This is a genomic window from Bacillus sp. FSL P2-0099 (assembly GCF_038007445.1).
Classification (GTDB): Bacteria; Bacillota; Bacilli; order Bacillales; family Bacillaceae_G; genus Bacillus_A; species Bacillus_A mycoides.
The window spans coordinates 1-14,591 of the sequence record NZ_JBBOXE010000003.1 but is presented as its reverse complement, the minus strand read 5'-3'; the positions used below and the strand labels follow the sequence as shown (position 1 = coordinate 14,591).

Here is a 14,591-nt window from a genome sequence, read left to right as displayed (position 1 = left end):
TGTTTGGGGTAGTGGGGGGTTCATGTTGGGGTAGTGGGGGGTTCATATTGGGGTAGTGGGGGGTTCATGTTGGGTAGATGTTTTTTTCATCCTTACAGCCCCAAGGGTTTCAAGCTCATCATTTTCCTAAGAACTTTTAAGAACTTTAAGAACTCTTAAGGGGATTGGGCTTCATAAGGGCGCCCAAATCCCTATTTGATATAATATAAACACTGGAAGGATGTGCTATTTTGGAAGACCAAATTAAAGACATAAAAGAAATTGATTTACTAAACTACATATCTCAAAATCATAAAATGGAACAATGTGGTCCCAATATGTATCGTGTGAATCCATGCCCTATTTGTGGCCATAGAGATCATTTTACTGTTTACACAGATACAAATAGTTGGACAAGCTTTGCAAAGTGTCACGAGAAAATAGAAGGTGGATCCATTATTGATTATGTAATGGCAGTAGAAGGAGTTAAAAGTGTGAGTGAAGCAATAGAGAAATTAGGTGGTAAAAAGACAAAAAGAAAAGCGACTGTCAGTGCTCCAACACCAACAATCGCTGTTAAAAAGAATTACAAACCTGTATACGCTAGTTTAGCACAAGATGATTATTTTATGAATCGTGGATTATCCACTGAAATCATTGAAAAATATAGATTAGGTGTAGTTTCTAAAGATACTTTGGATCTTTTCAAAGATGAAAAAGGAGTACCTTATTATCTAGGGATGTATCGATATGTATTACCAGTAAACGATCATTTCTTTATTACTCGCTTAGATGAAGACAAAACAAGTAGTTCCGACGCTTCAAGATATAGAAACTTTGGAGAGGTAGATCTACTTAACAGTCATTACATAAAAGATGAGGAAATACAGTTTATTTTCGTTGTAGAAGGCTATTTTGATGCTTTGAGTATAGAAACATTAGGATACAAATCAATCGCTTTAAACAGCGTTTCTAATGCTTCTAAATTAATGAAAGAAATAAAACTTAATGAAGAAGACGCAAGACAAAAACAGTTTATTTTATTGGCTGATAATGATGAAGCGGGAAAACAATTAGAAGAGTATTTGCAAAGTAACTTTAAAAAAATGAATATGTCGCTGCATGTAGCCGCGTTGACCGACTACAAAGATATAAATGAGTACCTTATTACAGATAGTGAAGGTACAGAAGGATTTTTAGAGCAGCAAATTGATAAATGTATTAATGGTAATAGTGCTTTCAATATTCTCTTAGATTTCTTTACTGAGATGAAACCTGTAGAACCAATTAAACTACATTTTCCTAAGTTAAATGATGTGTTAGGTGGATTACGGACAGGTTTGTATGTATTAGGAGCGATTTCTTCTTTAGGGAAAACAACCTTTGTACAAGAAGTAGTAGATAAAGTAGCTGAACAAGGAGAACATGTATTATTCTTCTCTCTTGAAATGGGCCGAAAAGAATTAGTTGCTAAATCTTTAGTAAGAACAATGGGAGAATTAAAAGTTGAAAAGAAGGTTAATGGTGAAATAACGTATACGCGTGATCTACTGAGTGGAAACATCAAAAATCAAAATATCCTTACGTTAGCTATCGGAGAGTATGAAAAAACAGCAAAAAATCTCTTTATTCACGAGGGTATGTTTGATATTGATGTATATACGATCCGCCAGGAGATAGAAAAACATATTCGTTTACACAATAAAAAGCCTGTTATCGTTGTAGATTACTTACAGATCTTACAGCCAGTGAGCGACAGAATGACAGAAAAACAAACTGTAGATAAAAATATAACGGAATTAAAGCGTATTACTCGTGACTTTGATATACCTTTAATTGCAGTCTCTTCTTTTAACAGAGGAAATTACAACTCAGAAGCTTCTTTTTCTTCTTTTAAGGAATCAGGATCAATCGAATACAGTAGTGACGTTGTATTAGCATTAGAACTAGAAAAAGTTAAAGATATACAAGATTCTACGGAATTAAACAAAGCTAAGTCTGAAAAGATACGTAAAATAACCTTGAAATTGCTAAAAAATCGATTTGGAAAAGCCTTTGAGGAAATCCAGTACGACTACATTACAGACATGAATAAATTTAAAGAGAGATAAAGGGAGGAGATGGTGCTGCAGCGCCATCTCTTTTTTTATATTCTTTATATACTTTTTAAACAACCTTTTTGGACGGTAGAACCCCTTAATGCTATGCTTATCTAATAATGTCTTAATAGGGTAGACCTAAGTAGGATAATAAGTTATCTTTCTTTTACTTAAAAAAGCTCGCACATAATAGAGTTATATTTTAATATCAAGATTTATACAATGAGTCATTACAATAATAAAGGAGTGTGATGACTCATGAAGTTAAAAATTAAAATCGGTAAGTTGAAATTTGATTTCGAGATTAACAAAGATACATTTAAAGTGATCGGAGAGTTAATCATTAAAATGTTTTTATGATGGACAAGAGGGTATTTATTTACTCTCTTTTTTTTGCGTTAGTTGAGTTAGTTTGTTTTGTAAATAGCTGATGTGAATAATGTTCCTATTAGCCCTACATTCCCCACAAAAGGGGAACGCGATTATTTACTACTCACGCCATAATCGGCTTTAGGTTGAGTTAGTTTGTTTGTTTGTTTTGTAGTACAACACAAAGGGTCTGTACAGTATGCAGTACATCGTAAAAAGGGGTGCACTACTACAATGAGCACTACATAAAAGGGTGCATTGTGTGTGGGTTAAAGTAAAGTAGTATTCGTGTTTGTTTTGCAATAGTAACGTTCTAATAGTAATGTTACCTTTTGAATATAGATTTGGTTATCATATAAAAAGCCTTTCATATAAATATGAAAGGCTAATTCTAACAATTATTACTCTGTGACCCCTGTTAGTAAGATTAGAGCGATTATAGCTGCTTCTCTTACAGAAAAAACTTGAAAATAATAATCACCATCTATCTCTACTATTACGAATTCAAGATGATCACTATTGCCGGCTAAATTCAATCTGACTTGATGTTCAAAAGGTCCTATTTCTTCTCCGGGGCTTCCACTATCATTTTTCCATAGCTTGAAACAATAAGTTGCTTTGTTTCCGAAAACAATTTTTTTTGATTTCGCGTTGTCTATAGTATTGTTATTCACTTGCTTCGGTCCCCAATTCCCACCATCCACATCACATCCAATTTGAATATGAATATCTAGTCCAGTGTGATTCCCAAAACTAAGATATGTAGGTTCTTTAAGACCTTTTAACTCAAGTTCTGCTCCGATTTGATATAAATTTTCTCTTGTAACATATACTCTATCACTCATGTTTATAACAGCTCCTTTCATAACTATTAATTACCATTATTTGGAAAAGTATCCTTTTTATATATTGAGAAACTTATTACGGCAGTTTTTGATACACAAGATATATCAGTACAAGAATCGAAAATCATCTTAAAGTTCTTATCATTTCTTATCTTTTTTCGCCAGTTGTGGCGAATCTTTTTCCCAACTTTATGAGAAAGTCCGTCTAATAGACGGGTATGAGTCGTCATATTGTGACACACCCTCGTGATCTGTTAGGTAGTATTGAAACGAACGCAATTTTGCGTTGGTCTTCATAACATGAAGGTCATCTCAAAGTTTATGTCGGTCAAATTGACAGGTATGCTCAAAGTTGAGCACCCTACGCTATGGCGATACTCATTTTTGAGTAAAAGGGGGTCGCGTTTCACGAGGTCCTCATATTTACTTTCAGACACTTTTGTCCATTAGTCAGGATGTCGGTTAAAGCTACGCCCTTTACACCACTGTGCTTAATAAGCTCAAATTCGCCCTTATCTTTTTAGGTGTCCGTAAAAATGACACCAGATGCTTGAAGTGAAAGTATAAGTGAATGTCATGGTGAAAAGAGTGGTGAAGTTTTGTATTTTGTATTGATTTGCAATAGAAAACGTTGATTTTATGCCTATCTCAGCAAATAAAAAAGTAGAATAGAGAAATTTCACTTAGCGAGTGAAAAATGATTTCACCTATAGTTTCACCGCTATATTCACTATGTCTTTCACTTTTATAATTGTCCACGATGGACAACGCCCTATGTTGAATCTAGGGCGTTAAAACAGGTTACTAAGTTAAACATAGGGGCCTCACCTCCCAATTTGGGAGGTGAATAATAATCATACCCTCGTACAGTACGTGAAATTATACTTTTAATAAATATATTAATTTACCTAAATAAAAAAATGTTCCATAATAGTATCTATAAAAATTTGTACAACAGGGGGACATTATCAATGATGGGGATACTATTTACAGCAGCGCCATCTACTGACGTTGTGAAAGAATTACAAGACAAGGTTATATCACTACATGAACACGAAGTATCGTTTTTGAATGATACAATAGCAAACATGCAAAGCAATGTAAGTATAGCTCTTACAATTATAGGTGGTTTGATGACAATAGTACTCGCTATTATTGGATTTACAAACGCTCGAGCTCAGAAGAGAATGAAAGAAGCAAACAATAAAATGCTTGAGGCGACGGATAAAATTAAAGATGCTGAAAAGAAGATCAGTGATTTAGAGAGTAAAATAGCTGAAGCGAACAGTGTAGTAACTCAAGCACAAAGTGTTGCTGATTTTGCTCAAGATAAAATTGATGAATTAGAAAAAGAACAAGAAGAAATTAAAAACTTTGCAGAACGCCTAGAATCAGGAATAAAAACTGATGCGATTCTTAATGCAATTAAAATGAGAATAGATTTTGCTAAAAGAAAGCTTGATGCATTTCCTTCTAAAGAAAGCCCTCAATTTTCAAAATTAAAGGATGAATATATTAATTTTGAAAACCAATATTATAAAATACAATTTGATTCTGGCTCTAGGATAATGGAAGATAAAAAACTTACTGCAGAGGAATCCGATAAAGTAATTAAGTTAGCTAAAGGTATTGCAAGATTCATGAGGGATGAGGATATCGAAACCGGAAGTAATGAATAGTTTAAAAAAGCGGTAACTTGATGTTACCGCTTTTTTTACTTCCAAAACTCGAACCATTTCTTATCTTTACTCGCTGCGATCATCTTCTTAACTTCCTGGACTTCTCTGATCGTTTGCATAAGCATTTCATCGCGGCCCTGGTTCTTCGCTATGTCTTCGCTACCATTCATCGCTATAAGCTTTTGGGATTCCTGTATCGATTGTATAGCGCTCAATAATTCCGATTCTCTTTGTGTGAATCGCTGGTCTTGCTCGGCTAAACGTTTGTTTAATTCCTGTAGCAAGTAATTTTGTTTTTCAATGACTTCTTTTTGATCTTGAATCATCGCCTGTAGCGGTGTAGCGTTGAAATCAGGTTCTTCATAGCGCTCAACTTCATGTCGCTCTAATGGCAATACTTCAACACCTTGATGCCATGATACTATTTGCTTTGTAGCGTTTTCTAGTGTCATGTCTGTGTCGTTCTTTAGGTTTATAACCTTACGAAATACCATTACATCACTTTCTCTGTACTTCCTATGCCCACGTTCGTTCTTTATGAAGGTATAACCCTCTTTTTCAAGTACATCAGCATACTTACGTAACGTGCTAGATTGGATACCTAATTGCTCTGCCACGTCGCCAGGACTATAAAGCGTCTTCATAGCGTTTCACCTCAAAAATATATTCGCTATAGCAATGATATATCCTTTTATGCGACAACTTCAACAAGTTTTACATGCGTAATATACTTGGTTTGTAGTATAATGCCGATTTTTTCCATGCAAAGCGTTTTTTCTTTCTCGATTAGAGTTTGTATTGCGTCTAAATATGTTTCGCGATCTTCATCTTGTGTAGTTCTTGCTATTACTTCTCTACCATTAGATAAATAAAAAGTAACTTCATATCTACGTTGTTCCTTTGTCATTGTGTGCACTCCTTTTGATTGATATAAAAATCCATTCTTTCATAGAAAACGCATGCTAGTCCATTTCTTTTCGTAAGAAAAACTTACTTTAATTTGTCTGCAATCGTAATACAACTAGCTACCAAGCTAATACAAGTAGCGAAAATCATAAAAATCGTCATGGTTTATACCTCCTTTGTTTTTTCTAAAAACCAATATTACAAACGTCATTATTTGTTTTCGCACAAAAAAAGACGTGGATCACCACGCCTTAATTATTCTTTAGCCATTCTTTCACCATATCTAAGCCATCTAACGCTTTTTCATCGCCACGCTGCGCTGCGAGTATAAGTTTATGTAACAAAACTTCAGATTCTTCTAACGTGCTGTTTGCTTCATTCATAATGTTACACCTTCTTTGTTGTTAGCTTCTGCTACCGCTATTTCTATTTTTTCAAACCACATTTCTTCAGTGCATCGTTTTTCCTCAATAAGAATCAGTATTTCATTAAATAAATCAAAAGCTTTGTTTGTCGAAAGACCTCTATCTAAACACGCATGAATGAATGTTGTTACGATTTCTTTTGATTCTCTAACAGTTATTTTTGCCATGAATATTACCTCCGAATTGTTTTATCTACATATAATCCCGTTTAACGTACTTTGGAAACGTATGATAGTTCTCTATTAATAACCTTAATTAACGCTTCCGCTGCGTTCTCTTTGGTGTAATCCTCATCCGAAAGTAAATCATGTGCAATCCAAGATAAATCCTTCACTAATTCTGTTTTTCCTGCAAGATGTCCTAATTGTTCTTTTTGTGGTAACATACTAATGCATCCTTTCCATAAGGGATTATTTTTGAAAAGAGTAGGTGTGCCAGCACCTGCTCTTTCTTTGTTTACTTCTTCATACGATAAGTAGAAGGCTTTCTTCCGCTGCCTCTCTCAACCTCTAGATACCCTGCTTTTTCAAGCGACTCAATAATTTCATGTACCCGATTCCTACTTGTTTCTAAGATGTCAGCAAGACGAGTAATTGTACCTTCTAAATCACCATTCTCTTCTAAAATGTATAGAAAGTATTTAGCCTTTATAGAAAGGCCATCTAATTTGTATATTGGTACAGACAATTACTAAAACCACCTTTCTGTATTATTGTAGTTTTACCTTGATGTGAAGGGTTTATTCCGTTTCCTTATCACACACTTATCGTATCATATGATTACTACTACAGTCAAATAAAAAATGAAAAGTTTATACTTAGTACATTAAAATTAACCACCGAACGGAACGTTCACCCCTTTTGGGGACCGCTGGGTAAAACACCCACCCATAAAAAAGGATGTCCACTAATACCGACACCCTCTAACGTTTCATCCAATCCGGAATATTTAACTGTAAACCTTCTATTCCAAGGTTCTTCATTAACTTTCTTCTCGCTGGATCCATCTGCTTTTTATAATTCTGTGGCGTTATATCCATCGCAAGATAATGTTGTCTATCTGATTTGTAGTGATCTTTATGTAAATAACGATCGTAAATCAATATTCTTTCTTGTTTATTTAACGAATTAACAGCATCCACGAGGAATCGATAGAACGAATGGACTAAAATATCGCTTCTCGCTTTACAGAACTCCCTCAGACAGTCTATGAAACTTCCGTAATAGTTTTGTGTAGGATTATCACAAATTAGCTTATTCCGACTCATACGTGGCTCTGATTCTTCTTCTAAACGAACTCTATAAAAACAGTAAACATGAAAAATATTATTCAATGTCTTTGGATCCATATAAAACTCCCTTCAAATAAAAAAAGCCCCACAATCGAAGCCCCCTCAAGTCCTTTGTCCCTGGAGTTCTCCTTGTAGTGCGTTCATCTTTTATCGTTGCTGTGCTAATTGTCTTTGAATAATAGATAATGAATCCGTTCGTTTGAAATTTCCTGTATCCGGTGTAACATATCCATTCCCTACAATTTGTGCTTGGATTATATTTAATGAATTAGTGATCGGTTTGGGTTGATGCTGTTTTAAAAGGTGTTCCTCTACTTCACGTTTATATTCTTCTTTCGCTTCTTTTTCAGCCTGTTCTTCAGCATCTTCCTTTTGCTTCTCACGCTCTTGGATTCCTTCTAATATAGCACGCTCAATATAATCATCAATCGCTTTTAAACCTTCAGCAGTGGCTTCTTTATCGTTTTTTAATGCATATTGAATACCAAAGTCATAATGCTTATAAAGATGAGATTCATTCATTAATTGACTTTCCACACGAGACTTTTCTAAGTCTTTCATCTGATTTTGTAATTCTGCAATACGTTGATGCGACTCATAAGCCTGGTTGTGAATCTCACGTTCTCTGTCTGTAAGTTTAGGTTTATCTTCCTTTGGGCCATTCATCTCTTCAGTAATAACTTCTAAAGAGTCCACTTCTGGACCTTGTCCTCTTACCATGTCTAAAGACTTATTTTTCATTTCTGTTCTAGCTTCTGCCTTTTCAATATGTTTTTCAGTCATTAAAATTCCTCCTATTATTGGCCATAAAAAATACTATTCATTTTTGTACGTTTTCCTAGTTCCTCATCTATAATGTCCATCATCTTGTATGCATCGTTTGGATTGTTGCCGTTATAGCTAAGGCTCACATTGTTAACATTAGATCCACCTGTACTACCGGATGATTTATCAGCTGCTCTATCTATATATCGTTTTGAAAGGTCATGCGGGATTATCTGTGTGCCACGAGGTAGATTCATAATTTCTCCACCACGTTCGTTTACATACGAAGCCCCTCCACCAAAGAATGGCGTTCCGTTTGCGTTTTTAGGAGCGTATTGATCCATCTGACCGCCTTTAGTTACGACTTCCATAACTTTTTTAGGGAATGTAAGGCCATCCCACCATCTCGCTAATTTATCGCCCCACTGTAGGATATTACCTGTACTTGTATCGACTTGATCTTCCAAATCTTTATATGAACCTTTTAATTTTTCAATACCATCTTTACGTGTTGTTTCTGCATGCTCTATTGTTTTATCTCTTTGCTCCCTAGCGTTGTTAATTGCTGTTTCTGCTTGTTCTGCTGTCATTGAACCTACAACATCTCTTTGTTCAATAACCCATCGTTTTACTTCTTGATATTGTTCTTCTGCCGCTTTCTTCGCATCATCACGTTGCTTGTTCATCTTTTTAATCGTATCTGCTGCCATTTCTGCATTAATACGGCTTTTTGACTCTTTAAGATTAGACAATAACAACTCTTGCTCTACCTTATTTTTGGACATAGCATCAATAGATTGCTGATTAAAAGTGTTCATAAGACCCATTATTTCTTGATGTTCCGCTTCAGTAGTACCACGATTTTCATTTTTAGCGTTGGTATAAATCTCAGCAATTCTATTTTTTGCATTCTCTGTAGCTTGAATTTTTTCGTTATAATGAGTGTTTGTCTTCTCCATGATCTGTGCTTGCTGCTCAGCTGTTAATCCTTGAATCTTTGTAAACATTTCAGCGTTTTTATTAATAGCTTCATCTCTTTGGGTTGCATACGCTCCAACAATCTGATTCTTCATTTCTTCAAACTGCCCAACAATCTTAGGCATGTTTTCTTCATTGATCGCCGTTTGGGTTGCATACATCGTTGTTAACTCTGTACCAGTTTTTTGTGAGAGCTCCATAAAAGCACCAACAGCTTTTTGAGTACCCTTTGATATTTTATCTACACTCGCCACAGTTCCATCAGCTGCATAGTTAATACGTTCTTTAAATAGATCTACTGCCGGTATAACATCAGTTGTTAATCCTTTATAAATACCGTATCCAGCAGCTCCAACAAGAGCAGCAGCTGCAACGAAAGGAGCTGCTGCTAAAGTAGCTCCACCTATGGCCGCTCCTAAGCCACCCATACCTAAGGTTGCAGCACCTGTAGCTCCTTCTACTACTGCAGTTGCAGTTGCTCCGGCACGAGCAGCGGTACTAAAGCTTCCAAGTTTCCCAACTAATCCACCTATTACTCCGCCCATTCTCCCTAATACAGAAATAACAGGACCAGCAGCTAAAGCGATACCGCCAATAGCGATAACAGTCTTTTGCGCTTCCGGTGATAGATTAGAGAACCAATCAGTAACGTCTTTAACCGCTTCTGAAACAGCTGGCAGAACATCCATTGCAATATCTAGCAACATTTTCCCTAGTGGTTCTAATGCAATTTGCGCTTCTCTTAATGTCTTTTGCCACTTTTGAGAGAATGTTTCTTCTTGCGCTTTTTTTAGCTTGTCCATAGCACCTTTAGTCTCGCCTAACCCACCATTAACATCAGTTAAACTATATACAGCTTGGTTTCCCATATCCTCAAATTTAACGCCGAAAATGGAAACACCTAATTGAGTAGCTTCTACTTGATTATCCATGCTTTTCAAATCACCAATAACCGATTTGAATACATCTGCTGCAGTCGCTTTACCTTCATTAAATGATTTCCAAACATCCTGAGACTTTTGAGGCAACTTCCCAAAGGCTTCTTCAACGCCTTTAGAACCGTCTTGAACACGAATGCCAAATTCTTTAACAAGGTCATTAATGTAATCTAGATTATATGATCCGTTTTTAGTCCCATTCGCAAGAATGGTAAACATCTCATCCGCACTAAATCCAGCCTGTTTGAACAAAGGTGCATACTCACTCAAGTTATCGAATAATTCATCTGAATAGTTCAATCCAGCTTGTGCTCCGGCTGCTAACAAGTCAAAGGTTTCTTCAGTAGTTAACCCGAACTGACTCATTAATTGACCTGCGCCTCGAGTAGCTTCGTTCAGATCCACATCAAACGTTTTAGCGAGAGCTAAGGTGTTCTTTGTAGCTGTCTCCAGCTCTTCATGAGGAACATCACGCATGTTCTGATAGACTTTTTCCAACCCTCTTGTAGCCTCTTCAGTACTTTCACCAAAGCCATCTGACCAAACCTTTTTAACAATGTTATTGAGGTTCTCAGCGCCTTTTTCCGTTACACCTAAAGCGGCTTGTATTTGTCCTTGTGATTTATCAAAGTCCATTGCTGTTTTGAAGCCTAGAGCGGATACAGCAGCTAATGGAGTAGTAACACCAACTGTTAATTTATCGCCAATACCAGCAATCTTACTGAAGGCTTGTTCAACTTTACTTCCTGTTTGTTCTGCTGTTTGTTGGAAGCTTTTTAATTGCGACTCAGCTTGTCCATTATTTACGGTTATATCAACGCCTATTTGTTCATGTCCTGCCATTAGAAACTCACCTGATTCCCATTAGACAGAACAGTCATTTTAAACGCTTCATACGCTTCTTGTGGCATCAAAGCAACTGTTAATGCTGCTAATACCACCATTGCTAATCCATCCAATCCTAAATGATTTACAGCCGTCTCAACCAGGTTTACCGTCTCATCTTCAGAAAAGACATGACCAGCACCATTAAGTAAGGCCCATACAACAGCTGCAAACTTATACCGATCTACAATAGATCCTTGTGTACACATTTCTCCGTAGTATTCAAATACATCTAGATCAAACATTCCTTGTAATTTATCTTTCCATTGATCCGTTAGCTTTAATTTATATACATCTGTTACCAATCTATCTTTTTGTACTTTCTCATCGAAAACGAATCTACTTATCTTTAACTCTTCGTAAGGAGTATCATTCATCTTTATTCTCTCCTGTCCCTGAAGAAAATAGATGTGAACAAGCTTCTCTATATGAGTTACGACGCTTGTGTGTATGTAATTCACGCGTCACCAATGATCTGTCCCCAACAAGAAAATCTTCTAAATCTACAACAAGAAAAAATCCCTTGTATTTCTTTTCTGATGATGAAGCCACTGGACGTTTATAAATAGTTGGTAATTCGCTCAATATCGAACGAATTTGACGTTCTTCATTGCTTCTCGCTCCAACTCGTGACATAATTTCTTTAAATGTAATTGCGTTAGATCTTCCGGCAGGTAGTACGCTCAATACTACTTCATGCATATACGGAAGATCTTTTTGTTTTTTATTATTCATATAAAAACCCTCTCTATTTTGATTTATTTTCCCAATACTTTTGTTGATATCCCACTACCTTATCCTTATTCTTCTTTCTCCACTCTTTTTGATAAGATGAAAGTTTTTCTTTGTTCTTCTCTCTCCACTTCTTCATATACTCTCGACGTGCTATTACTGCTTGTTCTGTCATTATTAAACCCCTTTCTAAAAATAAAAACCCTACAACTCCCAATAGAAAAAATCCATTGAAAGCTATAGGGTTTCTAGAACCTCTAAATGTTATATATGATCTATTTAAAACGATTTGTTCGTTTACATTTCGGACATTTAATTTCGACTTCTCCTACACCATTGATTTTAGCGAGAAGTTTATTGCATTTACATCGCAATTCTGTCATTCATTCACTGCCAATCTGATATATGTAATGAAACGCATTATAGCGCGTTTTATATAGGTTAATTATACCATAATATTCATTTTTTCACTAGTTTTTCTTTACTTTTTTTCACTTATTTTTTATCTAAAAAGGTACACCCTATTAAGACTTTTTCAGCAGCTGATTATTACTTGTTTTAAAACGTCCTATTTACATGTCTAATAATAATGTTTATAATATAAAGTAACGAAAGATATAAAAAGAGGTGTTTTTTTATGGCTATTTACGGATATGCGCGTGTTTCTACACAAGAGCAGAATCTAGCACGTCAATTAAAGCAATTAAACGAGTATGGCTGCGAGTACATATTTGAAGAAAAAACAAGCGGAGCAACAACAGATCGTCCAGAACTACAACGAATGATGGAATCTTTACAAATAGATGATGTTATTGTTGTAACCGATTTAACACGTATTAGCAGAAGCACCCAGGACCTGTTTAAGTTGATTGAAACAATCAAAGAAAAGGGAGCATCTATTAAATCGATTAAAGATACATGGCTCGATACGACAAGTGATAATCCATACAGTACTTTCCTTCTTACTGTTATGGCCGGGGTTAACCAACTCGAACGTGATCTAATTAAAATGCGCCAACGTGAGGGCATTGCGATAGCTAAGGAACAGGGAAAATACAATGGTAGACCTAAACAGTTCAGTCATAAGAGCGCTAAGGTTAAACATGCTATCGAATTATATGAACAGGGAGGAAAAACGGTAAATGAGATTTGTAAAATTACTGGATTAACTAGAAGCACTTTTTACCTAAGATTAAAAGAATACCAAGATAAAAAAGTGACAGTATCGGAGGATTAAAGATGCTTGATAAATTACAAATTGAAAAACCGAAAGCTGAGAGAGATTTTTTAACAGCAGTAAAACATTTAAAAAAGTTTCGCAAACACATTTTACCCGCCTATGAAGAAAGCTTACATGATACAAACGAAAGATTTAAAGATCGTATCTTAAAGTGGTTTGAAGAAGATACAGATAGAAAAATCGTAGCCGAAGCTAAAGGGATGACTATTGATGAATATGTAGATAATTATAAACCTCTATATAGTGAGAATGAGCCTACTCTTCTCTCCTTTTTTGTTAGGAATTTTATTGCAAAACACTTTGAGATTAATGATATAGACAAAACCGTATCTTCTATCGATAGTCAAAAACAACTTATCGGTATTGAAAAACTAACAAAAGCGGCAAACGATCTTTTAAATCAAAAAGATGAACTACAAAATTTGAAACCGTCCGAACGAACTAAAAAATTTGAAGACTACGACTTATTAAAAACAATATGTACACTTGAAAGCGAAATATTTGAACTAAAAGAAACCGAAAAACTTATATATGCTATCATTGAACTTTATAAAAAAGACGTAAAAATTTTCAATGTGAATCTAAAAGAAAAAGAAAACACAAATTTAGATGAATCAATAGATGAAACAATGCTCAAAGTGACCCAAACAGCAGGATTAAGTGATTTTTTATATGCTATACCCTCTGTTACAAAACACGGACACATAGATGGATATGACACAAGTAAACAAGTGTACATCAATGAAGACAAAGATATTGAATTCACTATTTCTATACCAGAAGCATTCAAAAAAAATCCTATGCTTACAGAAAACCACGTTAAGTTATTTCTTTTCTCTTTACACAAGCATTGTACAGGGGATAAAAAACGGACACTGATCCCTTATAAAGAGTTTTTTAGCTTTAAAGGACTGGAAGATAGTAAGGATAATAGAAAAAAGTTAAAAAAAGAGATTGAAGAACTTGAATCCGTTGAGTTCGATTATAAATACAAAGAAAAGGGCACAAAAGAATGGACAAAAGTATCTAAGGCAAGAGCTATTTCTTATTTAGATACACGTCCTGGAAGTGGCATTTCAGTTGCATTCGGTACATGGGCCGAATATATACCGAGTACATTTATAGATATTAACAAAGCTGTCTTTAAATATCCTGTAACTAGAAATAGCATTGGAGCTACAACTATTAGCTTTAAATTACGTGAATTGGGTAGTATGAACAAGAAAAGTGTTCGTGTTCGTATACTAACTGATCTATTAGATATAAGTGAGAAGGTAATAAACAAACACGGTTTTTCCTGGGTGAAAGACAAGCTTGAGCGTGAACTAGAAAGAATTGAAGAAGCAGAAAAACTTCAATGGCAATATAGAAACGGAGTCCATAATAGTCGTATAGACTTTGAAAATGACTACATAGAGTTCCAATACACTTAATCACAAAATACAAAAACGGGGGGTTCA

Annotated in this window: 18 protein-coding genes; 4 read left to right on the top strand and 14 right to left on the bottom strand. The window is 35.3% G+C overall.

The genetic code is table 11. The features are described from left to right. Positions 1-230 precede the first annotated feature (230 nt). Positions 231-2,090 carry a DnaB-like helicase C-terminal domain-containing protein gene (locus tag MKY90_RS30335; protein ID WP_341093868.1) on the top strand — a complete coding sequence of 620 codons (1,860 nt, stop codon included), beginning with the start codon at positions 231-233 and terminating at the stop codon, positions 2,088-2,090. Positions 2,091-2,848: 758 nt separating this feature from the next. On the opposite strand, the gene MKY90_RS30330 is transcribed toward MKY90_RS30335, so the two are convergent. Beyond that, positions 2,849-3,292, bottom strand: a complete 444-nt coding sequence (locus MKY90_RS30330; RefSeq protein WP_341093866.1) for a hypothetical protein — start codon at positions 3,290-3,292, stop codon at positions 2,849-2,851. A 971-nt stretch (positions 3,293-4,263) separates the two neighbouring features. On the opposite strand from MKY90_RS30330, the gene MKY90_RS30325 reads away from it, so the two are divergent. Next, positions 4,264-4,971 (top strand): DUF2852 domain-containing protein, encoded by a 708-nt coding sequence (locus MKY90_RS30325; RefSeq protein WP_341093864.1) that lies wholly within the window; start codon positions 4,264-4,266, stop codon positions 4,969-4,971. A 35-nt stretch (positions 4,972-5,006) separates the two neighbouring features. On the opposite strand, the gene MKY90_RS30320 is transcribed toward MKY90_RS30325, so the two are convergent. The 13 genes from MKY90_RS30320 to MKY90_RS30540 all read right to left on the bottom strand — a co-directional run bounded on the left by MKY90_RS30320 (position 5,007) and on the right by MKY90_RS30540 (position 12,274). Further along, the gene (locus tag MKY90_RS30320) at positions 5,007-5,615 is read right to left on the bottom strand and encodes a DUF3967 domain-containing protein (protein WP_341093862.1); all 609 of its coding nucleotides are present in this window, start codon (positions 5,613-5,615) and stop codon (positions 5,007-5,009) included. Positions 5,616-5,662: 47 nt separating this feature from the next. Further along, complete coding sequence (locus MKY90_RS30315; protein ID WP_341093861.1) at positions 5,663-5,878, bottom strand: hypothetical protein; 216 nt, start codon at positions 5,876-5,878, stop codon at positions 5,663-5,665. 250 nt (positions 5,879-6,128) lie between these two features. Continuing rightward, complete coding sequence (locus MKY90_RS30310; protein WP_341093859.1) at positions 6,129-6,260, bottom strand: hypothetical protein; 132 nt, start codon at positions 6,258-6,260, stop codon at positions 6,129-6,131. Then, positions 6,257-6,469, bottom strand: a complete 213-nt coding sequence (locus MKY90_RS30305; protein ID WP_098134883.1) for a hypothetical protein — start codon at positions 6,467-6,469, stop codon at positions 6,257-6,259. Before MKY90_RS30305 ends, MKY90_RS30310 begins: the two co-directional genes overlap by 4 nt. A 41-nt stretch (positions 6,470-6,510) precedes the next feature. Beyond that, complete coding sequence (locus MKY90_RS30300) at positions 6,511-6,687, bottom strand: hypothetical protein (RefSeq protein ID WP_341093856.1); 177 nt, start codon at positions 6,685-6,687, stop codon at positions 6,511-6,513. 71 nt (positions 6,688-6,758) lie between these two features. Next, entirely contained in the window at positions 6,759-6,989 is a 231-nt protein-coding gene (locus MKY90_RS30295) for a MarR family transcriptional regulator (protein ID WP_098134880.1), read from the bottom strand. 235 nt (positions 6,990-7,224) lie between these two features. After that, positions 7,225-7,650 (bottom strand): hypothetical protein, encoded by a 426-nt coding sequence (locus MKY90_RS30290; RefSeq protein WP_341093849.1) that lies wholly within the window; start codon positions 7,648-7,650, stop codon positions 7,225-7,227. 90 nt (positions 7,651-7,740) lie between these two features. Next, complete coding sequence (locus tag MKY90_RS30285) at positions 7,741-8,376, bottom strand: hypothetical protein (RefSeq protein ID WP_341093847.1); 636 nt, start codon at positions 8,374-8,376, stop codon at positions 7,741-7,743. A gap of 14 nt (positions 8,377-8,390) precedes the next feature. Beyond that, entirely contained in the window at positions 8,391-11,117 is a 2,727-nt protein-coding gene (locus MKY90_RS30280) for a phage tail tape measure protein (protein ID WP_341093845.1), read from the bottom strand. Next, complete coding sequence (locus MKY90_RS30275; protein WP_341093843.1) at positions 11,117-11,536, bottom strand: hypothetical protein; 420 nt, start codon at positions 11,534-11,536, stop codon at positions 11,117-11,119. The genes MKY90_RS30280 and MKY90_RS30275 overlap by 1 nt, the downstream gene beginning before the upstream one ends. Further along, positions 11,529-11,894 carry a hypothetical protein gene (locus MKY90_RS30270; protein ID WP_341093841.1) on the bottom strand — a complete coding sequence of 122 codons (366 nt, stop codon included), beginning with the start codon at positions 11,892-11,894 and terminating at the stop codon, positions 11,529-11,531. Before MKY90_RS30270 ends, MKY90_RS30275 begins: the two co-directional genes overlap by 8 nt. A gap of 13 nt (positions 11,895-11,907) precedes the next feature. Then, complete coding sequence (locus MKY90_RS30265) at positions 11,908-12,066, bottom strand: hypothetical protein (RefSeq protein ID WP_156137700.1); 159 nt, start codon at positions 12,064-12,066, stop codon at positions 11,908-11,910. 100 nt (positions 12,067-12,166) lie between these two features. Continuing rightward, positions 12,167-12,274 (bottom strand): Com family DNA-binding transcriptional regulator, encoded by a 108-nt coding sequence (locus MKY90_RS30540; RefSeq protein WP_098160084.1) that lies wholly within the window; start codon positions 12,272-12,274, stop codon positions 12,167-12,169. Between the two features lie 254 nt (positions 12,275-12,528). On the opposite strand from MKY90_RS30540, the gene MKY90_RS30260 reads away from it, so the two are divergent. Together MKY90_RS30260 and MKY90_RS30255 are read left to right on the top strand one after the other, a co-directional pair. Beyond that, the gene (locus tag MKY90_RS30260; protein ID WP_341093838.1) at positions 12,529-13,128 is read left to right on the top strand and encodes a recombinase family protein; all 600 of its coding nucleotides are present in this window, start codon (positions 12,529-12,531) and stop codon (positions 13,126-13,128) included. Between the two features lie 2 nt (positions 13,129-13,130). Continuing rightward, on the top strand, positions 13,131-14,564 hold the full coding sequence (locus MKY90_RS30255; RefSeq protein ID WP_341093835.1) for a hypothetical protein: 1,434 nt from the start codon (positions 13,131-13,133) through the stop codon (positions 14,562-14,564). Positions 14,565-14,591 lie beyond the last annotated feature (27 nt).

Bases quoted from the DNA above. Each gene is read 5' to 3' on its own strand.
- MKY90_RS30255 (WP_341093835.1), top strand. From the start codon at position 13,131: ATGCTTGATAAATTACAAATTGAAAAACCGAAAGCTGAGAGAGATTTT.
- MKY90_RS30315 (WP_341093861.1), bottom strand. From the start codon at position 5,878: ATGACAAAGGAACAACGTAGATATGAAGTTACTTTTTATTTATCTAAT.
- MKY90_RS30260 (WP_341093838.1), top strand. From the start codon at position 12,529: ATGGCTATTTACGGATATGCGCGTGTTTCTACACAAGAGCAGAATCTA.
- MKY90_RS30330 (WP_341093866.1), bottom strand. From the start codon at position 3,292: ATGAGTGATAGAGTATATGTTACAAGAGAAAATTTATATCAAATCGGA.
- MKY90_RS30290 (WP_341093849.1), bottom strand. From the start codon at position 7,650: ATGGATCCAAAGACATTGAATAATATTTTTCATGTTTACTGTTTTTAT.
- MKY90_RS30265 (WP_156137700.1), bottom strand. From the start codon at position 12,066: ATGACAGAACAAGCAGTAATAGCACGTCGAGAGTATATGAAGAAGTGG.
- MKY90_RS30300 (WP_341093856.1), bottom strand. From the start codon at position 6,687: ATGTTACCACAAAAAGAACAATTAGGACATCTTGCAGGAAAAACAGAA.
- MKY90_RS30285 (WP_341093847.1), bottom strand. From the start codon at position 8,376: ATGACTGAAAAACATATTGAAAAGGCAGAAGCTAGAACAGAAATGAAA.
- MKY90_RS30320 (WP_341093862.1), bottom strand. From the start codon at position 5,615: ATGAAGACGCTTTATAGTCCTGGCGACGTGGCAGAGCAATTAGGTATC.
- MKY90_RS30540 (WP_098160084.1), bottom strand. From the start codon at position 12,274: ATGACAGAATTGCGATGTAAATGCAATAAACTTCTCGCTAAAATCAAT.
- MKY90_RS30310 (WP_341093859.1), bottom strand. From the start codon at position 6,260: ATGAATGAAGCAAACAGCACGTTAGAAGAATCTGAAGTTTTGTTACAT.
- MKY90_RS30280 (WP_341093845.1), bottom strand. From the start codon at position 11,117: ATGGCAGGACATGAACAAATAGGCGTTGATATAACCGTAAATAATGGA.
- MKY90_RS30305 (WP_098134883.1), bottom strand. From the start codon at position 6,469: ATGGCAAAAATAACTGTTAGAGAATCAAAAGAAATCGTAACAACATTC.
- MKY90_RS30270 (WP_341093841.1), bottom strand. From the start codon at position 11,894: ATGAATAATAAAAAACAAAAAGATCTTCCGTATATGCATGAAGTAGTA.
- MKY90_RS30325 (WP_341093864.1), top strand. From the start codon at position 4,264: ATGATGGGGATACTATTTACAGCAGCGCCATCTACTGACGTTGTGAAA.
- MKY90_RS30275 (WP_341093843.1), bottom strand. From the start codon at position 11,536: ATGAATGATACTCCTTACGAAGAGTTAAAGATAAGTAGATTCGTTTTC.